Genomic DNA, 20,590 nt, shown 5'->3' on the forward strand with positions numbered 1-20,590 from the left:
ATGCTATCGGTAAAACAATATGTGTCGTCAAGCAAAAGACGCTAAAACATATGACGAACCAAAAGCTGTACACTATGGTAACAGTAGTGTAGCCCTATCTGCTATAGGCACTGGATAGGGAGGGGCAGTGAGATGCCCTTATCTTGAGGATTGTTCAAAGCAGAAATGAATTGCGAACGGTACATCACTCAAGAATCCCACCCGTACATCGCAAGGTGAAGGGCTTGCGGCTTTAGCCGTGGGAGTCTCAAACAGAAGTCCATGCTAAAATTGCACCTCGTAATGAAGGCTCAATTAAATTAGTAGAGAAGTTATCCTTTATTTACCAAGCAACAATTGAAGAAGAAGGCCAGCAAGTTGCGCTGTACACAAAAAAGCTCAAATAATCCGCGGATTATTTGAGCTTTTATTTGGTTAAACATTTTGTGAAAATATCTCGTAAGGTTACGAGCTCTTCATGAGAAAGCATACCAAACATATTCGTCACTAAAGCTTCAATTTGTTGTTTCGATTGCTCTAACAGTTCTTCGCCTTGTTCTGTGATGGCGATTTGAGAGGCACGTCGATCGGTAGTTTGTTGTGTTTTTTCGATAAAACCAGACTTTAAAAGCTTGGTCGTTAACACTGTAACACCGCCAGACGTTACTTGTAAGTGTTCAGCGATTGCTGATGGACGCTTAGGCCCTTCAGTCGAAAGAAACTCTAGTAATAAAATATGCGTTTTAGAAAAACCTAAAGAATTATGCGTATTCCAATCATTTGTCCATTTACGCTCTAATGAAGCAGCGATGGCAAATAGAGAAGAGACGGTTTCACGTTTTTGATTATCCACTATAATCAGCTCCAACTACTTAACTCTCTTGCGCTAGACGTTGCATAGCATGCAGTTCGAATGCACGTACTTTACGCGGAATGAAACGACGAATGTCCATTTCATTGTAGCCGACTTGAATACGTTTTTCATCAATTAAGATTGGGCTGCGTAACATACGTGGGTGCTCTTGGATGACTTCATATAGTTCCTGAATAGAAAGTTGTTCGATATCTAAATTTAAATTTTTATAGTCATTTGAATTAGTTGCGATAATTTCATCCGTACCGTCTTCCGTCATACTTAAGATTTCTTTAAATTCAGCTAAAGTAAGCGGTTGTGATGTAATACGTTTTTCTTTAAAAGGAATTTCATTTTCTTTTAGCCATTTTAATGCTTTTCTGGATGAAGAACAGCTCGCTTGTGAATAAATCGTTACTGTCATTCTTCATTCCTCCTATTTGTTTTAGATTTTAACTTAGCTAGTAGCTTATTTGTACTATACATATATCTTACCACTAAACTACTTATAAGTCAATGGGAATTTTTGAATTACTTTAGCATAGTTATCTATTCCCACTTTTCACTAATATATACGTGCTTTCAGTAAAAAAGTTTCTGAAAACTGTCTTACATTGATGTAAGTAAACAAAAACGGACAGCGAAACTCGCTGCCCGTCGGTCCTATATTGTTTGTGTACCAGTTGTAAACCAGTCTTGAACATTCCATACTTTTGTAACAAGCCCATCATAAAACTCAGGTTCATGGCTTACTAAAATAATTGTACCTTTATAATTTTTCATTGCTTCTTTTAATGCTGCTTTAGCATCGACGTCTAAGTGATTAGTAGGTTCGTCAAAGATCAGCCAGTTGCTTTCTTCCATACTCAGTTTACATAAACGGACTTTAGCCTGCTCGCCACCTGATAGTTGATTCATCGGTCGAGAAATATGTTCATTTTTTAAACCAGCATGGGCCAGTGCTGCACGTACTTCACTTTGCGTCATGCTTGGGAAAGCGCCCCATACATCGTCAATGGGTGTAATATGTGGTGCTTTTACTTCCTGTTCAAAATAGGCAGGGAATAAAAAGTCACCGCGTGCTACTGTGCCATCTAACGCTTTAATTTTACCCATCATCGTTTTTAATAATGTAGATTTACCAACACCGTTCATGCCAACTAATGCGATTTTTTCACCGCGTTCAATGGCAAAAGTTAACGGAGGCAGAAGGGGTTTGTCATACCCAATGACTAAATCTTTAGCTTCTACTACATAGCGTCCTGAAGAACGAGACTGTTTAAATTCAAATGTCGGTTTAAGTGCTGTTTCAGGGCGATCAATTAGCTCCATACGATCAAGTTGTTTTTGACGCGACTTCGCACGACCAGTCGTAGAGTAGCGCGCTTTATTTTTTGCGATAAAATCCTCTTGCTTTTTAATAAAGTCGCGTTGCTTTTCGTAGGCATCGATATGTTGTCGTTTATTGATTTCCGCAAGCTCTATAAATTTTTCATACGTTGCTGTATACCGTGTGAGTTTAGAAAACTCCAAATGAAAAATAACGTCAACGACGCCGTTCATAAATTCCGTATCATGTGAGATGAGGAGGAAAGCATGCGGGTAGTTTTTCAAATAGTTAGCAAGCCATGTAATATGTTCTTCGTCTAAGTAGTTGGTCGGCTCATCGAGCAATAATACTTTCGGTTTTTCTAACAGTAGCTTAGCGAGTAAAACTTTTGTACGCTGTCCACCTGATAAGGCAGCTACATCACGGTCGAGTCCAATTGCATCTAGCCCTAGCCCACGTGCTACTTCCTCGATTTTCATATCGAGCGTGTAAAAGTCGCCCGCATCGAGCGCATCTTGAATTTCCGCCATGTCTTCTAGTAATTTTTCTAATTGTTCTGGTGTTGCATCAGCCATCTGATTCGTAATATCATTTAGGGCTTCTTCTTTTTTATATAAAGGAAGGAAGGCATCACGCAGTACATCGCGCATAGTGCGTCCCGTCTCTAAGACAGTGTGCTGATCTAAATAGCCGTAATGTGTGTTAGGGAGCCACTCTACTTTGCCTGTATCGTGAATGGCTTGACCTGTAATGATGCTCATTAATGTTGATTTACCGACGCCGTTAGCACCAACTAAACCAATATGGTCACCTTCCACTAAACGAAATGATACATCTTTAAATAATGTACGATCACCAAATGAGTGACCGAGTTTTTCTACTGTTAATATTGCCATAGCGTTTGCCTCTTCTCTTTAAAATGACGCTAATTGCTTGTTAAGTTCAGCTAAACGAACTTCCATTGCAGCTAGACGTTGCTCTGCTTTTGTTACCATGTCATTATGACCTGTTGATTCTAGTTTTTCGATATCGCCTTGTAAATTCATATACTCCATTTTTAACTCGGTAATTTGGTACTGAATTTCGCTTTTTGTATGCATGTTAAAACTTCCTTCCACTTAATATGTGTAGCCTGTTTTGAAATATAGCATGACAAAATTGGAAAATCAAACGCGTTATGCCGAAATTATATAGTGAAAACGTTAACTAGCTATGTAAAGATGAAGGTAGGAAGAAGGAGGAGTGAGTATGATGAATTTACGCTCAGCTATTGTAGTAGGAGCAACAGGTCTCGTAGGTAGCGAGTTGATTAAACAACTATGTGAATGTGATACGTATGTTTCAGTGACGGCTATCGTGCGACATCAACTGGATTTTGCGCATGAAAAACTCATCGTAAAAGTACGTGACTTCGAGTATTTAGAAGAGAAAGATATTGATTTTGCGCATGAAGTATATTGTTGCTTAGGTACTACGAAAAAGAAGGCGAAGACGAAAGAAGCTTTTGAACAAGTAGATTTTAGTTACCCTCTTCACATCGCTTCTTTAGCTAAGAAAAAAGGGATACCCCACTTTATTGTCATTACAGCGATGGGGGCAAAAGCAACTTCATTTGTTTATTATAATCGTGTGAAAGGCATGTTAGAGCGCGATCTTATTGAGCTAGATTTGCCACAATTATCCCTTGTACGGCCGTCTTTATTAAAGGGGCCACGTAAGGAATTTCGCTTAGGGGAGCGTTTAGGGGGAGTTGTGTTAACGATTGCTCAGCCACTATTAGTTGGCCCACTGAAGAAGTACCGAGCAATTGAAGCGAGCCAAGTAGCAACAGCGATGATATGCATTGCTCTCTATGAAAAAAAGCAGAAAGTCGCCATATATCCTTCGCATATTTTACAATCTTTAGCACCACCAATTATAGAGGAGGAAGAATAGGAAATTATATTTAATTGGAAAGAACGTGAATAACTCTTAGTAAAAACGGTAACAAAAGAAGAAAGGAAGTGAAACTATGTTAGACTCTTTATTATTTCAAATTACATTAATTGTTTCTTTAGGTATTCTTTCGCAATGGCTCGCTTGGCGCTTTAATGTGCCAGCAATTGTAATTATGTCCTTTGCAGGTTTACTCGTTGGTCCATTTTTAGGTTTAATTGATCCCTCGCAAAGTTTTGGGGCTATTTTTAATCCGCTCATCTCATTAGCTGTAGCGATTATTTTATTTGAAGGTAGTTTAAGCCTCGACTTTAGAGAAATTAAAGGGTTTCGTAAACCTATTTTTCGTATTTCAACGATAGGCGCTTTTGTGGCGTGGATTGCAGGGTCGCTAGCTGCTCATTACGTAGCAGGTTTATCACTACAAGTAGCGTTCGTTATTGGCGGGCTGTTTATTGTGACAGGACCCACTGTTATTTTACCGCTATTACGTCAAGCGAAATTAAAGGAGCGACCTGCCTCGATTTTAAAATGGGAAGGCATTGTCGTCGATCCATTTGGTGCACTACTTGCCTTATTTGCGTTTAATGTTGTGCTATTTTTAGATGCACAAACTACAGGAGTAGCTTTACTAGAGTTCTTTGCGGCTGCTATTTTCGCTGTACTGCTAGGTTTAGGCATCGGATTTAGCTTAGGTGTTGTCTTAGAGCGAGGCTATGTACCAGAGTATTTAAAATCACCTGTCGTTTTTGCCTTTGTACTATTAGCCTTTGCGCTAAGTGATACAGTAATGCATGAGACAGGGTTATTAGCGGTGACGGCGATGGGGATGATTATGGCAAATATGCACTTAACGTCTATTCGCGATATGCGTCACTTTAAGGAAAATGTTTCTGTGCTATTAATTTCTAGCGTTTTCGTAATGTTGACGGCATCATTATCCCTTGAGACGTTAAAAAGTATTTTAGATATTCGCATGCTGTTATTTGTAGTAGCAATGATGTTTATTGTACGCCCATTATCTATTTTTATTGCTACTATTAAAACAGGCGTGCCTTTAAATGAAAAGATTTTACTTGGTTGGATTGCGCCGCGAGGCATTGTTGCATTAACGGTATCAGGCTATTTTGCGACGGTGCTCGTTGATGCTGGTTATGAGGATGGCAAAGTTTTAACAGCTTTAACATTGGCGTTGGTTTTTGCAACGGTACTAGCTCATGGCTTCTCCATTAGTTGGCTAGCGGATAAATTAGGCTTAACTGCTACTAAAGAATCGGGTGTATTAATTATTGGTGGTTCACCTTTTGCTGCAGTATTAGCAAAAGAGCTACAAGATTTAAATAAGCCTGTGTTAATTATGGATCGCAACTGGCAAGATTTACGCGATGCACGCCATATGGGGATACCGAGTTTAGCGGGCGATGTCTTATCTGAACAAACCGAATATAGTGTAGATTTATCACCTTATGAAAAAATGATTGCCGCAACAACTGATGATGCCTACAATGCCCTTATTTGTTCGAGCTTTGTGCCAGATTTAGGGCGAGAAAATTTATATCAAACTACAATGCATATGAATGATCCGCAAAACTATCGTAAATCATTAGGCGGTAAAATGTTATTTGAGCCGTCGCAAGATATTCATAAATTAAATGACTTATTAGAGCAAGGTTTCGTTATGCGTCGTACGTCAATTACCGATAAGTATACGTACAACCAGTTTATGCGTTCTAAAGCGCCTGACAGCATTCCGTTATTTGTCGTGCGAGAAGAGGGCGATATTTCTTTCTTCGTCAATGGTAAAGTGCGTAATGTAGAGTCAGGTGCAACAATTGTGAGTTTAGTTTCACCGGCTGTTAAAGAAGCACGTGTGCAGGAGCGCTTAGAACAAGAACGCCGAAAACAAGCTACGTCAAAAGACTGAATTTATCGGAATTGTTACGCAGGTCAATAATGTTTTGCTACAATAGAAATACATTATTAAGTAAGTGGAGGGTATTCATTCATGAAGATTTTACTTGTCGACGGCACAGTATTAGGCCGTAAAACAGGAGCGATTTTACAACAAATCGAAACTTACATCCAAGACCTTGCACCAGATTTTGAGTTAGAGATTATGTATTTCAGCGAGTATGAACATCAAATTGTTGATGGTACGCCACTCAATGATTCAATGAAGGCAATGGTAGCGAAGTTTGAAGAAGCGGATGCTTACATTATTGCAACACCGATTTTCCAAGCGTCTATTCCAGGTGTATTAAAAAATGCCTTTGATATGCTACACCCTAAAACGATGCGTTATAAACCTGTATCAATTGTAGCAAACGGTGGAACGTATCAGCATCATCTCGTAGTAGAAAATCAACTGAAACCAATTTTAGATTACTTCCGTGCACTAGTTACACCTAACTATGTGTACACGCATACAACACACTTCAATGCTGATAATAAAATTATCGATGAAGGCGTACAAAATCGCTTGCGTGAATTAGCGCGTGTCTTTGTACAGTATTGTGCGATGAGTAGCACGTTAGCAAAAGAAGCAATTGATGAAAGATAATAGCTTGCCACAGAGTTAGCCTCAAATACTCTGTGGCATTTTTTTGTGGTAAAATGAAAAGATATGTATTGCGTAGAGGGAGGGGTAGTATGCGACAAGAATGCAGTGTGATTTTAACGAAAACAGCTCGAGCTAAAATGGAAAATGATTATGAAAAAGCAGCGCAACTTTTTAACAAGCAATCTTTTTATCGCGTTCATATTGAGCGAGAGGCAGCACAAGCTTCGGACGAGTTAAAAGTAAAGCTTATTATGAGTCCGAGAGAAAATAAAGCATTGCAAGGGGACGTTATCGTGATGCATTGTCTTTGTAAAGCAGACGGTTTTCTTGTTGTTAATTATCAAACAGAGCCGCATCGCTTTCACACCCACCTCGAAACGAATTACCGCCTAACGCTTGATGTGAAGTTTATTACAGAGTCATTTCGTAAAGGCATTTTTACTAAACCATTTCGAGAAGCGATAGAAGCACTCCCGATTGCTAAAGAGCGTTCGGCTTATGTTGAAAAGCGTATCGCTAGCTGGGAAGGTTATTTACAAATTCAAGAAAGTAAAGAGACACAAAATGATATTGAGGCAAGTTACCAGCAAGCTTATTTTAATGACAGCTTTAGTAAAATGACGCTGCAATTAACTGTAAAATCTAAAGTTTTTTCACAAATTGAAAATTATGGTGTGTCACTAGCAGCCCACAGTGATATCGGTAATGTGGTAAAAGTAAATGCTAAAGAAAAAACGGTGGTCATTGAACTGCGCGCTAAAGCACAGCGTTTAGCAAGGCAACGTCAATTACTAGCAGGTAAACCACTTGTGACATTTACAAACCGCGCATCACTTATTCAGTTACAACGTTTACGTGGTGGCTTTAAGGCTTTAGCAGATGGCCTTGCCGTAAACCCTAATTTAGAAAGTGTTTTGTTTGAAAAAACGCCTCGCTTACAACCACTTAAAACACTTGAACCTATTACTTTTCATAACGACTTAAATGACTATCAACAACGTGCTGTACGAGGTGCACTAGCATCGTCTGATATTTTTACGATTCAAGGACCACCAGGCACAGGTAAAACGACAGTGATTGCTGAAATTTGCCTGCAAAATGTACGAGCGGGTAAGCGAACCTTAATCGCCTCACAATCTAACTTAGCAGTGGACAATGCCCTCGGTCGTTTATTTAAAGATGTAGATACAAGAATTTTACGCTTCGGACGTACGGAAAGCATAGAGGAAGAAGGGCGCCCCTTTATTGAAGAAAATGTAGGTTATTATTGGCTAGAGCAAACGCTCGCTGCAGTAGAACAAACGATTGCTAAACAGCCTAGTGAAAGCGATAAGCTACAGGAGCAAATACATCATTTACAACAAACGAAAGAAGCGTTGCAACGAGAACTTGAGCATCATCAAAAAAATATAGAACAAGTGGCACAAGCCGAAGAGCGTTTACCGCAGTTACGAGAGCAAATGGTGGCGTGTAAAGCGATGATTGATGAGGCGGATGCAAAAAAAGAGGCGCTTATCATCAAGCAACAAGCACAACAGCAAGCCTCGCTTACGTTAGTAAATGAACTAGAGCAATTGTTTGAAAAGCATGCGAACATGCCTAAACAATTAGCAGAGAAGTATGCCCAGTATAAAGAGCGCTATGCTGATATACAGCAACAACTCGCCTATCAACAAGTTGTAGCGCAACTACAGCACTACCAACATCAACGAGTTGATAAGCTTTATGACAATGCTCATTACGATGAGGCGGCGCGTTTTATCGCTGCGCTGACGACGCCTGAACGCCTAGCACGTTATTTTAAACGGTACGGTATTTCAGTTCGTCATTTTCCAAAAGGGCTAGCGCAAACGTTACGTGCGTATGGGCAACTGTATAAGTATCGACAAATTCAAGAGCGCATTCAGCAAGTAATTACGGCTTTAGCTGAAGAAGTAGATGAAGCGACATATGTGGCATGTCGAGCAGAAGCCATTATGAAAACAGCGAACTTTTCGTTTGAAAAAATAGCGCAAGGCTTACAAGCTTTTACGCAACGTGAAGCAGGAGAAGCGAGTGCACGATGGCTACTATCCTTTATGACAATAGGGGTTTATGTGCATCACCAGTGTAAAAGCTATCAGTATAGTGAACAACAAATACAAGATAATTTAGCTTATATCCGCACATTGCTACCACAAGTATTACAACAAGAGCGTTTTATGAATGATTTTATTGTGCAAACGCAGCAACAAAAAGAGGCGCAACGTCAAGTGTTAGAACAACGTTTACAAAATTTCACTTGTACCCCGCCTAGCGCTTCTGTTGAGCAATTAACGAATGAGCTGAAACAAGTAGAAAAACAGCAGTTGGATGTAGAGCTTGAGCAAATGCAGCAGGCTAAAATTACTGCACGACTCGAGCAATTACAACAGCAAATTAAACAGTACGAAGCTAGCATAGAGCAACTACAACAAGAAATTGAAACGCAATTAACAATAAGCCGGCAAAAAAATAAAGAAGGTAGCGATTTGCAAAAAGAAGCGCTTGCACTCAAAGCGCTCATACAAACAAATCCGCAACAAGTATATGATGATCTTATAGCGCGTCAACGTGCTTTAGATGAGCATTACGCAACACTTGTGGCACAACAAGCGCAACAACCGATTATAGCAGAGTTACGCGAGACGTGGCGCACCTTACTTCAAGAAGCGACAGATGAAGATAGCAGTAAAATACGTGAAATGTATGTTGCACATGCGAACGTCGTAGGTACGACATGTGTGGCTTCAGCGCGCCCTGAGTTTACCAATAGCTTCGATGCATTTGATACGGTAATTATTGATGAAGTATCGAAAGCTACACCACCTGAGTTATTATTGCCGATGTTAAAAGGGAAGCAAATTATTTTAGTAGGCGATCATCATCAATTACCACCGCTACTAGGAGACGATACATTAGAAGAAACGATGGCACAAATGCTACTCGCTAATCCTTCGCTTGAAGGCAAAAAAGAAATAGCGCAACTTTTAAAAGAGTCTTTATTTGAGCGCTTATTTAAACAATTGCCTGCAACGCATAAACAAATGCTAGCGATTCAATATCGAATGCATGATCAAATTATGCAAAGTATTGCGCCTTTTTATGCGGATGAAGCAGGAGGGTTACAATGCGGCTTACAAGATAGTGAGCGTGATCACGGTTTAACAACGACTTACTTTAAGCGCGACAACCATTTAGTATGGCTAGATACCCCGTCTACTGAAGCTTATTACGAACAACGTGTTGTCAATGGAACGAGCCGCTATAACGAAGGTGAGTTAGCGACAATTAAACGCGTGCTGATTGAAACGAATGAGGCGGTCGCAGAGGCGAAGCAAGCAGGTAGTATACCGCTGAATGAACAAAAAACGGTAGGCGTTATTAGCTTTTATGGCGAGCAAGTGAAACGTTTAAAACGTCTTGTAGAACAGGAAGTGGCGTTACCCCATTTACTCATTCGTACAGGAACAGTCGATAAGTTCCAAGGGATGGAAATGGATATCGTGATGGTTAGTATGGTACGTAATGCTAAAAAAGGTGGAGATGTAGGATTTGCCAAAGATTATAGACGTCTTAACGTTGCCTTATCACGCGCACGTCAGTTGCTAATACTCGTAGGTAATAGCGAAATGTTTGCTGAAAAAGCGCGTCATAGCGACACGCGTGAGATGTATACAACATTACGTGCGACTGTTGAGCAAGTGGGCGGTAGCTATAAAGTAGGAGCAGTAGGGGTGAAGTAATGCAGGAGTTGAAACAACGGCTAAAGCGTGAGTTATTAAGCGATTTACATGTTAGCATTGTAGAGAGTGGTGAATGCAGTGTGCCACTGCAAGCAATAGATGTCCAGTATACGCCAACTTCACGGGTAGCAATGGACGTATTAATGAAGATGGTATTGATTGTCATTCGTAAATTACCTATTAGTAAAGCCGAACAAATTAGTGAGCTTTTACACGTGGAACTTATTTTTATTACAGACATTTTGCACATGCTACAAGCACAACGAATGATTACACAACAAGTGCCTTACGCGTTAACTACTAGAGGAGAGAGCCAGTTAGCGCAAGGGATTTTTGAGCAACAGCTTCCCTCTACAAAAACGACATTGCTCTATAGTTTAGTGGATCAAGCATTTTCGACGATTAGTTTAGAAGCGGTCGAAGCGAATGAACATTTTTATGCACCATTATACGATAGTGCGATGCCAACATTGACTGATGAGCAGTACTGTAAACATCTTACTGTAGCACCTCATCATATTGTGCTGACAATTGATGAAGCAACTATGCAACAAGTGTATGATGTGCCTTGTTTGTATTTTGTCCTTTATAATAAACAAGAAGATAGTTATTATGCGCGCGCTTGGCACGTATTAGCGGAGCGTTTTGATAGTGCAATTGAACAAAAACTCAACGAAAAACGCCCACAATGGCGTGAAAAATATGGAAAGAATGAGGGATAATAATGGCTAAAAAAGTCGTGATTGCAGAAAAGCCTTCTGTAGCAAGAGACATTGCCCGCGTGCTAAAATGCACGAAAAAAGGTAACGGTTATTTAGAAGGTGATACGTACATCGTTACATGGGCACTTGGTCATCTTGTAACATTAGCAGATCCAGAGGCGTACGATCAAAAGTATAAAACGTGGAATTTAGAAGATTTGCCGATGCTACCACCTACACTAAAAACGATGGTCATTCGTCAAACGACGAAGCAATATAACGCGGTAAAGTCTCAACTGTTACGCAAAGATGTTAATGAAATTATTATTGCTACAGATGCGGGGCGAGAAGGCGAGCTTGTAGCGCGTTGGATTATTGATAAAGCACATGTTAATAAACCGACAAAGCGTCTATGGATTTCTTCGGTTACGGATAAAGCGATTAAAGAAGGTTTCGCTAATTTAAAACCAGGTAAAGCTTACGAAAACTTATATCATGCAGCAGTTGCAAGGTCAGAAGCAGACTGGTACGTTGGGCTAAACGCCACACGTGCGCTTACGACAAAACATAATGCCCAACTGTCAGCAGGTCGTGTACAAACACCGACAGTTGCTATTATTGCAGCGCGAGAGCAAGAAATAAATACGTTCAAACCTAAAACATTTTACGGTGTAGAAGCTATTACAAAAGACGTTAAATTTACATGGCAAGATGTAAAAACGCAAGATACAAAAACGTTTGATCGCGCGAAAACAACAGCTGTTATGCAAAAAATTAATGATGAACAAGCGGTTATTACAGCGGTTGATAAAAAACATAAAAAAACGTATGCCCCAGGCCTATATGATTTAACAGAATTACAGCGCGATGCTAATAAAATTTTCGGATACTCTGCTAAAGAAACGCTAAATATTATGCAAAAGCTGTATGAGCAACATAAAGTGTTGACGTACCCACGTACTGACTCGCGCTTTTTATCGAGCGATATTGTAGCTACTCTACCAGAGCGTATTAAATCATGCGGTGTCGGTGAGTATCGTCCACTAGCTAATAAGGTGTTAACAAAACCAATTAAAGCGAATAAATCCTTTGTAGATGATAGTAAAGTAAGTGATCATCACGCGAGTGCGACACGTTAATCTGAAATTCCAATAGAAATATTGGTTGGGAAGATTTATTAGAAAACTGAAGAATCCTTGAGGGGAATGAAAGCCGTCATGCTGAGCTGAAACCCTCACACTAATACTCCCCTAAGCAGGAAAGCAGACTATTGTGGAACTGTTTAAAGCGGGGTGAAGTCGGCGAAAGTGAACGGGAATTAAGAACTGTCACTTAGAGTAGTCGGGTGGTTGTAATATATGGTGAGAATGTACAAATATACTGACGAACTTCTGAATGTACGGGTCTATAGGTGGTTATCTTATCTGTGACGATAAGGTATTACCAATAATGGTAAGTTAGTGGAGTTGAGTAAGATTTCGCGTTATGAAAAACTCTATACCGAGCAACAGACGGTATCAAGCTAACAGGCTCAAAGGAAGCACCTAAGTATTACGTTAACGGGAATCTTTGGAACGTGGGAAGCCAAGAACTGTATCTGTATTACAGAAACTCATAGTCGAGGACAGTTGTAGACGAAAAATCCTTCGGGTATAATAAGCTACTTTATCTTGGTGAAAGTAGTGCCACAGTACCGATGAAGCTATGATAATAAGTAGTGGAGGGATAGGCACGAGTCAAATAAGAATGGATTAATCGATTCAAAACTAACTCTGTTTTTCGGGTAAGAAAGGGAAAACAATTTTCTGCAAAGGAGTTGTCCCAACAGAGTGACGAACAAATATAGATACAATGACTATTATGATATGACAAAAATATTTGATGACTTATATGAACGGTCACAAAATAATGAATCGTTTCGAAATTTAATGCGTATTATTTCGAGTGAAAATAATATTCGTTTAGCTTTTCGCACAATTAAAAGTAATACTGGCAGTCAAACTGCTGGCACAGATAAACTCACAATTAATGAAATTAAAAATCAATCATTGGAATCGTATATTGAAGCGGTGCAAGAGAAACTAAAGTTTTATAAGCCCGACACTGTTAGACGAGTCCACATTCCGAAAGCAAATGGGAAAACACGCCCTTTAGGAATACCGACAATGATTGATAGACTTGTACAACAATGTATTAAACAAGTGTTAGAACCGATATGTGAAGCAAAATTCCACCCACATAGTTATGGTTTCCGTCCTAACCGAAGTACAAAACATGCAATTTCAAGAATGATGAGCCTCATCAATATTGGTAAGTTTTACTATACTGTTGATATTGATATTAAGGGCTTTTTCGATAATGTGAATCAAACAAAACTTATTAAACAAATGTACACATTAGGGATAAAGGATAGGAAATTAATCAGCATCATCAAAGCTATGTTAAAAGCTCCAATTCAAGGAGAAGGTATTCCAAATAAAGGAACACCACAAGGAGGAATTCTTTCCCCCCTTTTATCTAATATTGTTTTAAACGAATTAGATTGGTGGATTTCTTCACAATGGGAAACTTTCACAACACAAAAGAAATACAAAAACTATGCAAGTCAGAAAAATCAACAAAAGAAAACAAAATTAAAACAAATGTATATTGTGAGATACGCAGATGATTTCAAAATTATGTGTAAAGATTATCAGAGTGCAAAAAGAATATTATATGCGGTTAAAGACTGGCTAAAAATTCGCTTGAAATTGGACATCAGTGAGGAAAAGTCAAAAATTATTAATTTGCGGAAAAACTACTCTGACTTTTTAGGAGTAAAAATCAAAGCTGTGAAAAAGGGAAAAACGTTTGGAGGGTATGTGGCACAATCACACGTATCAGACAAAGCACTTGAAAGAATGAAAAAGGAGATAAAAGAACAAGTCAAAATTATCCCAGATAACATTCAATCATCCCATATTACAAAACTCAACAGTATGATTTTAGGTTGGCATGAGTATTATAGCTGTGCTACCTACTGCAATATAGATTTTGCGAAATTGGCTTTCACACTGAAACCATATATGCATCACAAGTTAAGGCAAGTAGGGAAATTCTTAAAGCCAAGTGACACCGACATGTCACCGCTATATAAGAAATTCTATGGGAAATCTGAATCGAAAACATGGAAGATTCACAACGTATGTATCTATCCAATTCATTACGTTCAGCATAAAAAAGTTATGAACTTTAGTCAAGATATCTGTGATTATACACAAGAAGGTCGAATAAAATCTTCAAAAAGCCTAACAAGCCTAACAAGAGATGACATTATTCAATTGGCTAAAATGTATAATCCATATGAAAGTGCTGAATACAATGATAATCGTGTTTCAAGAGCTTCCATGTCACAAATGAAATGTGAAGTAACAGGGAAACAATTAACCATAGAAGAACTACACTGTCATCATGTACTCCCCCGAAATCAAGGTGGTACAGATGAATATAAAAACCTACGAATTGTCCACAAATTGGTGCATAAATTAATACACGCAACAACAAATGAATCGATTGAGAAATACCAAAATATCATTGAAGATAAAAAAGCCCTAAACAAGCTAAATAAACTTCGAAAACATTGTAATCTTGAACCGATTAATCTACTGACTATTTGATGGAGCGCCGTATGAGAGGAAACTCTCACGTACGGTGCGGAGGAGGGGAAAACGAGTACACTTAACGGATAATGCCGAAGTGGAAAGTTACCTATTCCTATTTATTCCGACAGAAGAATATGTGAATTTTTCTGCCTTTACTGATAAGGAACGTAAAATTTACGATTTAGTCGTTAAACGCTTTTTAGCAGTGCTTTATCCACCGCATGAATTCGAACAACTCACTGTGCATGCGCTTATCGCAGACGAGCACTTTATCGCTCGAGGCAAGACAGTGCTAGCTCAAGGTTTTAAAGAAGTGTATCACCATATAGATGAAGAGGAACAAGACGTTAAAGAGCAGTTATTACCTCAATTACGTAAAGGCGATAAACTACCGGTAACGCTCGTTAATGAGACGACAGGCCAAACGAAGCCACCAGCACGTTTTAATGAAGCGACATTGCTATCAGCTATGGAAAATCCAACGCGCTATATGCAAGCGAGTGATAAAAAGTTAGCAGCTACATTAAAATCTACGGGTGGTCTTGGGACAGTAGCAACGCGTGCAGATATTATTGATAAATTATTTAATTCATTTTTAATTGAAAAACGTGGTGGGAAAGACATTTTTGTTACGTCAAAAGGTAAGCAATTGCTTGAACTAGTACCTGAGGGCTTACGTTCGCCAGAGCTAACAGGTGAGTGGGAGTTGAAGCTTGATCAAATTGCCCATGGTAAATTAAAAAAAGCAGATTTTATTGCTGAAATGAAAGATTACACGAAAGCCATCGTGCAAGAAATCAAAGCGGATACGACGAAGTTTAAACATGATAATATTTCAAGTAAATCATGTCCAGATTGCGGCAAGCCAATGCTTGAGGTTAATGGTAAGCGAGGTAAAATGTTAGTTTGTCAAGATCGTGAGTGTGGTCATCGTAAAAATGTATCGCGCACGACAAATGCGAGATGTCCGGAGTGTAAAAAGAAATTAGAATTACGCGGGGAAGGCGATGGCCAAATCTTTACATGTCGCTGTGGCTACCGCGAAAAAATGTCAGCTTTCCAAAAACGTCGCCAACAAAGTAGTAAAGGCAAAGTAAGTAAACGCGACGTTCAAAAATATATGAAACAACAAGAAGATGAGCCAGTAAATGATGCATTAGCTAATGCATTAAAAGGTTTAAAATTTGATTAATGTAAAATCTGTGGGTGAGGGAATAGGTAGCCAAGAGGCAAGCCATACCCAAATACACAGTAAAAAAATAGGAACAGCGCTACGCCAAAATAAAGTGGTGAGCGCTGTTTTTTTCGTTACATCATAATTTCGCATCCCAACGTCTCCCTAAAAGAGTTATTTTAGAGAGCATAATGCTTTAAAGTTTAGTTGTCAACTAGGTATTGTTTAGATTACTAAATTATAACGTTAAGTAAAGACCAAATAGCGTAATAAAAAGTACAGGTGCTGTTAAAATAATACCGACCTTCATATAATACCCCCACGAAATCGTAATGCCTTGACGCGACAAAACATGTAGCCATAGCAACGTAGCTAGTGAGCCGATAGGAGTAAACTTTGGACCCAAATCAGAGCCGATAATATTAGCATAAATTAAAGCGTCTTTCATCGTACCGCTAGCTGTCGTATCAGCAATCGCTAACGCATCAATCATAACTGTTGGCATATTATTCATCAGGGAGGAAATAATAGCAGCGATAAAGCCCATGCTCATAGTGGCAACAAATAAGCCGTGATCTGTTGCTTGTTCTATAACTGTAGTAAGCAATTGCGTTAGTCCTGCATTGCGTAACCCGTAAACGACGACATACATACCTAGTGAGAAAAAGACAATGGCCCACGGTGCTCCCTTAATGACAGTAGTTGTAGAAACCGCCTTGCTTTTTTGTGCCAAAGCTAAAAATAACAATGCAATGGCTGTAGTAATGAAAGATACAGGAATCGCTATAATACTACTTGTAAAGTAACCAATTAATAATAGACCTAATAAAACGAAGGCTATATTAAATAAGCGCACATCTTTAATTGCACTCATAGGTGTTGCTACTTGCGTTAAATCGTAACTTTTAGGCAATTGCTTGCGGAAAAATAAAAGTAAAATGATGCAGCTTGCTGTTACGGAAAAAATAAAGGGTATCAACATCTGTTGTGCATAGTCCACAAAGTGAAGGCCGAAAAAATCAGCAGATACAATATTAACTAAATTGCTTACTACGAGCGGTAGGGAAGCGGTATCTGCGATAAAGCCACTAGCAATAATGTAAGGAAAAATCATACGATCATCAAATTGTAGTTTACGAATCATAGCTAAAACGATAGGTGTTAATAATAGAGCGGCACCGTCATTTGCAAATAACGCGGAGACAACAGCCCCTAGTAAAATTAAATAAATAAACAATACTATGCCATTTCCTCTAGCAAGCTTTGCCATATGAAGCGCCGCCCATTCAAAGAAACCTAGCTCATCAAGAATGAGCGAAATAATAATAATGCCAATAAAGGCAAGCGTAGCATTCCAAATAATATGCCACACATCAATAACGTCTTGAAAGCTCACGACGCCGACGAGTAATGCGAGCGTAGCACCTACCATAGCCGACCAGCCTATGGAAAGGTTTTTAGGTTGCCAAATAACAAACAGTAAGGTAATAAAAAATAAAGCAGCTGCAATCAATTTGTACACGTCCCTTTACGGAATGTAATAGGTGTTAACTCACCCATAACACTAGCGACAATAGGTGACATCGGTGAGGCGATTTGATAGTATTTCCATTTTCCTGCTACACGCTCCGTAATAATAGCAGCATCCTTTAATTTTTTAAGATGCTGACTCACTGCAGGTTGTGAAACATTTAATACATCGATAAAATCGCATACACAACACTCACCTTGCTTTAAGCATGCGAGTATACGTAAGCGATTATCATCAGCTAAAGCTTTTAATTGTTGACTTAACAAAATCGTTCATCTCCTCATATAAGTGAATTCTTATATGATAACGGATAATTGAGCAAATTAATAGGCTAAATGAAAAAAATGAGGTATTATACGGGTGAGGGTATACAAAAGAGGAGGAAATTATAATGGAATTTGCAGATTTATTAATTACATTAGCACATCACGATAATAATCCGAATAACGTAACAATTGCATTTACAATGGGTTGGAAAGCAGCAGAGAAAGGGCATAAAGCTGAAGTTTTACTATTGTCAGATGCTGTACATTTAGCATCTAAAGGCTTTGCAGAGAAAATTGACATCGGTGATCCGTTCCTACCTGTACAAGAATTACTAGAGAAATTTATTGCAGCAGGCGGCACATTAAAAGTTTGTTCAGCTTGTATGATTCATAATGGTGTAAAAGAAGAAAACTTAATTGAAGCAGCACAAATTGTATCAGCAGATTATGTTGTTGATGCCCTGATGGGTGCTAAAAAATCATTGCAACTTAACTAATCGTACATTGATGTTTAACATAAAACAGGTAGAGAAAATTTATTTTCTCTACCTGTTTTTGTTACTTATAGCTATACATAATTAACGCTGTTCTATCTAAAGTATCGCGTGTACGTAACTTATCTATAAAAGAGCAGGCCTAGTAGTAGACCGCTAACGACCGTTACCCAAGGTGGCTGTTTCGCAAAAAATACGATTGCTACTAATACGAGTAACACAGCGACATCTTTAACACTTGTTACAGTATGCGTGATGATAGGCGAAATAAAAGCAGCGCCTAAAATACCGACGACAGCTGCATTCATACCGACGACAGCGCCTCGAAGTTTAGGGTTAGCACTTAAAAGTTGCCAAAAAGGTAACGCCCCTATTATGAGAAGAAAGGCGGGTAAAAATATAGCGATAGTAGCTACAATTCCGCCAGCTATACCATTTGTCAGCGTACCGATATAGGCAGCGAATGTGAACAAAGGGCCCGGTACAGCTTGTGTTAATCCATACCCTGCTAAAAAATCGGCAGAAGATAATAAGCCTGTTGTAACAAATTGTGTTTCTAATAATGGTAGTACGACATGACCACCACCGAAGACAAAAGCACCAGCTGTATAAAATTTTTCGAATAGTAGTAGCCAAGCATTGTTTGTAAAGCGGGCAACGAGTGGTAAGGCAATGAGTAAAATAACGAAAGCACTTAAACAGAGCGTACCTATTTTTTTGCTAAAGGTAAAAGTTTGTTGCGTGCTAGCTGTTTGAGTAAAAATAAATTGACCGATAATCGCTGCAACGATAATAACAACGATTTGTAACCATGAAGCCTGAAATAAAAGCAGTGCACTTAGCGCAGCAATAGCTAGCAATACATGTTTAGCTGTAGGTAGTAGTTTTTTACTCATATCAAGTAATGCTTGTGCCACAATAGCAACTGCTACGAGTTTTAAGCCTTGAATAAATCCTAAATCAATAGACGTTCCTACTAAAAATAAAGCAAATACCATTAATATGATAACGGATGGTAGTGTAAAGCCAATAAATGCTAATAAGCTACCGATAATACCACCTCGTAGTAAGCCAATGCCCATACCAACTTGACTTGAAGCAGGGCCAGGTAAAAACTGAGCAAGTGCTACGAGATCCGTGTATTGCTCATTAGAGAGCCATTTTCTTTTTTGTACATATTCCTTTTGAAAATACCCTAAATGTGCTGTAGGGCCACCAAATGAGGTCAGCCCTAGTTTGAGTGCAGTCATAAAGATGGTTAAATAGTTTTTCATAATAAGCCTCCCTTACCTTACCCTCATGCTACAAATCCCTATGTCTTTGTACAAGTTAAGATTTTGTAAAAATGAAATTGTCGAAATATATTTACAACAGCAGTCGCATTGTGTTAACTTTAAAAAGTACTTAGTTAACACAAAGTGAGGGGGAAGTTAACATATGCAACATTTTTGGATTGTGGGGACAGATACAGATGTAGGGAAAACATTCGTTACGACGACGATGCTACGTCAAGTACAAGCTTTAGGTTACGATGCTGTACCTTATAAGCCTGTACAAACAGGAGAAATTGAAAGAGATGGTCGTAAAACATATTACGATACAGCGATGTATCAACAGTATAGTTTGCAACCGCTCGATGAAACTAAAATGAACGGTTACGCTTATAAAGTGCCCGCGTCACCGCATTATGCGGCGCAACTCGAAGGCAAAGTGATTGATGAACAAGTAATTTTATCGCAATTAGCATCACTTCAACAACAGCATGATGTGGTGATTTGTGAAGGTGCAGGTGGATTGTTTGTGCCGTTAAAAACAGACAGTACTTACTGCTTAATTGATTTAACGGCTTTCCGAAAGAAGTCTCCCATCCTCAAGGAATGTGAAGGTGCGAATAGCACCAATGAGTAGGTGGGAGATGAACGGCTTTCCGAAAGAAGTCTCCCATCCTCAAGGAATGTGAAGGTGCGAATAGCACCAATGAGTAGGTGGGAGATGAATTTCGGTTGGCTTTAGCCAACGTTATTTTTCTAAGCCTTTTCGCAATAATTCGAGAATAGTTGCTGTTCTTGTAGACAGTCCGTTTTCTTCTTGGTATTTATCTAATTTTTCGATAATTGATTTAGGCATACGAATTTCTACACGTTCTTTATTATCTTTCAAAATTATCACCTCTCACTTGATTGTACGGTATTTCTACGATACAATCAATATATACGATATTATTCCGTATAAAGCGAGGTGAATTGATATGACTAAACAAAACAAAGCTTTCAAATTCCGTTTACTACCAAACAGAGAACAGGCAGTATTATTAGCCAAAACATTTGGTTGTGTTCGTCTTGTCTACAATAAGATGCTTGCG

17 protein-coding genes and 2 pseudogenes are annotated in these 20,590 nt (G+C 38.9%); 11 read left to right on the top strand and 8 right to left on the bottom strand.

All coding sequences use genetic code 11. The features are described from left to right. Nucleotides 1-406: 406 nt before the first annotated feature. The 4 genes from DDE80_RS11015 to DDE80_RS11030 all read right to left on the bottom strand — a co-directional run bounded on the left by DDE80_RS11015 (nt 407) and on the right by DDE80_RS11030 (nt 3,262). A complete protein-coding gene (locus DDE80_RS11015) occupies nt 407-832 on the bottom strand; it encodes a MarR family winged helix-turn-helix transcriptional regulator (RefSeq protein ID WP_108307745.1) in 426 nt (141 codons plus the stop codon). A gap of 19 nt (nt 833-851) precedes the next feature. Next, the gene (spx, locus tag DDE80_RS11020; RefSeq protein ID WP_108307746.1) at nt 852-1,256 is read right to left on the bottom strand and encodes a transcriptional regulator Spx; all 405 of its coding nucleotides are present in this window, start codon (nt 1,254-1,256) and stop codon (nt 852-854) included. 239 nt (nt 1,257-1,495) lie between these two features. Beyond that, on the bottom strand, nt 1,496-3,058 hold the full coding sequence (locus tag DDE80_RS11025; protein ID WP_108307748.1) for an ABC-F family ATP-binding cassette domain-containing protein: 1,563 nt from the start codon (nt 3,056-3,058) through the stop codon (nt 1,496-1,498). An 18-nt stretch (nt 3,059-3,076) separates the two neighbouring features. Next, the gene (locus tag DDE80_RS11030; RefSeq protein WP_108307749.1) at nt 3,077-3,262 is read right to left on the bottom strand and encodes an SE1832 family protein; all 186 of its coding nucleotides are present in this window, start codon (nt 3,260-3,262) and stop codon (nt 3,077-3,079) included. Nucleotides 3,263-3,410: 148 nt separating this feature from the next. Here DDE80_RS11030 and DDE80_RS11035 point away from each other — a divergent pair, with 148 nt between their 5' ends. From DDE80_RS11035 to DDE80_RS11070, 8 genes and pseudogenes are all read left to right on the top strand, one after another. Beyond that, nucleotides 3,411-4,097, top strand: a complete 687-nt coding sequence (locus DDE80_RS11035) for an NAD(P)H-binding protein (protein ID WP_235612325.1) — start codon at nt 3,411-3,413, stop codon at nt 4,095-4,097. Between the two features lie 76 nt (nt 4,098-4,173). Next, nucleotides 4,174-6,021, top strand: coding sequence for a cation:proton antiporter (locus DDE80_RS11040; protein WP_108307751.1), 1,848 nt, complete (start codon nt 4,174-4,176; stop codon nt 6,019-6,021). Between the two features lie 81 nt (nt 6,022-6,102). Then, nucleotides 6,103-6,657 (top strand): NADPH-dependent FMN reductase, encoded by a 555-nt coding sequence (locus DDE80_RS11045; RefSeq protein ID WP_108307753.1) that lies wholly within the window; start codon nt 6,103-6,105, stop codon nt 6,655-6,657. A gap of 89 nt (nt 6,658-6,746) precedes the next feature. Then, nucleotides 6,747-10,421 (top strand): AAA domain-containing protein, encoded by a 3,675-nt coding sequence (locus DDE80_RS11050; protein WP_161952320.1) that lies wholly within the window; start codon nt 6,747-6,749, stop codon nt 10,419-10,421. Next, entirely contained in the window at nt 10,421-11,143 is a 723-nt protein-coding gene (locus DDE80_RS11055; protein WP_108307757.1) for a hypothetical protein, read from the top strand. The genes DDE80_RS11050 and DDE80_RS11055 overlap by 1 nt, the downstream gene beginning before the upstream one ends. A 2-nt stretch (nt 11,144-11,145) precedes the next feature. Then, nucleotides 11,146-12,246, top strand: a pseudogene (locus DDE80_RS11060) (DNA topoisomerase); the annotation flags it as partial. A 705-nt stretch (nt 12,247-12,951) separates the two neighbouring features. Then, nucleotides 12,952-14,778, top strand: a complete 1,827-nt coding sequence (gene ltrA / locus DDE80_RS11065; protein ID WP_108307759.1) for a group II intron reverse transcriptase/maturase — start codon at nt 12,952-12,954, stop codon at nt 14,776-14,778. Nucleotides 14,779-14,878: 100 nt separating this feature from the next. Continuing rightward, nucleotides 14,879-15,955 (top strand): annotated as a pseudogene (locus DDE80_RS11070) (DNA topoisomerase); the annotation flags it as partial. A gap of 220 nt (nt 15,956-16,175) precedes the next feature. Here the strand turns inward: DDE80_RS11070 and DDE80_RS11075 are convergent. After that, nucleotides 16,176-17,450, bottom strand: coding sequence for an arsenic transporter (locus DDE80_RS11075; RefSeq protein ID WP_201261526.1), 1,275 nt, complete (start codon nt 17,448-17,450; stop codon nt 16,176-16,178). Further along, nucleotides 17,447-17,734 (bottom strand): ArsR/SmtB family transcription factor, encoded by a 288-nt coding sequence (locus DDE80_RS11080; protein WP_235612326.1) that lies wholly within the window; start codon nt 17,732-17,734, stop codon nt 17,447-17,449. The genes DDE80_RS11075 and DDE80_RS11080 overlap by 4 nt, the downstream gene beginning before the upstream one ends. A gap of 125 nt (nt 17,735-17,859) precedes the next feature. Here DDE80_RS11080 and DDE80_RS11085 point away from each other — a divergent pair, with 125 nt between their 5' ends. Continuing rightward, entirely contained in the window at nt 17,860-18,231 is a 372-nt protein-coding gene (locus DDE80_RS11085; protein WP_108307766.1) for a DsrE family protein, read from the top strand. 119 nt (nt 18,232-18,350) lie between these two features. Here the strand turns inward: DDE80_RS11085 and chrA are convergent, their stop codons facing one another. Beyond that, nucleotides 18,351-19,502 carry a chromate efflux transporter gene (chrA, locus tag DDE80_RS11090; protein ID WP_108307767.1) on the bottom strand — a complete coding sequence of 384 codons (1,152 nt, stop codon included), beginning with the start codon at nt 19,500-19,502 and terminating at the stop codon, nt 18,351-18,353. Nucleotides 19,503-19,665: 163 nt separating this feature from the next. Between chrA and bioD the strand changes: the two genes are divergently transcribed. Next, nucleotides 19,666-20,136, top strand: a complete 471-nt coding sequence (bioD, locus tag DDE80_RS11095; RefSeq protein WP_108307769.1) for a dethiobiotin synthase — start codon at nt 19,666-19,668, stop codon at nt 20,134-20,136. A 111-nt stretch (nt 20,137-20,247) separates the two neighbouring features. Here bioD and DDE80_RS11100 read toward each other — a convergent pair whose 3' ends face one another. Then, entirely contained in the window at nt 20,248-20,388 is a 141-nt protein-coding gene (locus tag DDE80_RS11100; protein ID WP_108306967.1) for a ribbon-helix-helix domain-containing protein, read from the bottom strand. Nucleotides 20,389-20,476: 88 nt separating this feature from the next. Between DDE80_RS11100 and DDE80_RS11105 the strand changes: the two genes are divergently transcribed. Then, a partial coding sequence (locus DDE80_RS11105; RefSeq protein WP_153060878.1) for a helix-turn-helix domain-containing protein occupies nt 20,477-20,590 on the top strand: 114 nt, incomplete at its 3' end.

It is taken from the genome of Metalysinibacillus jejuensis (assembly GCF_003057615.1).
In the GTDB taxonomy this organism is placed as follows: Bacteria; Bacillota; Bacilli; order Bacillales_A; family Planococcaceae; genus Metalysinibacillus; species Metalysinibacillus jejuensis.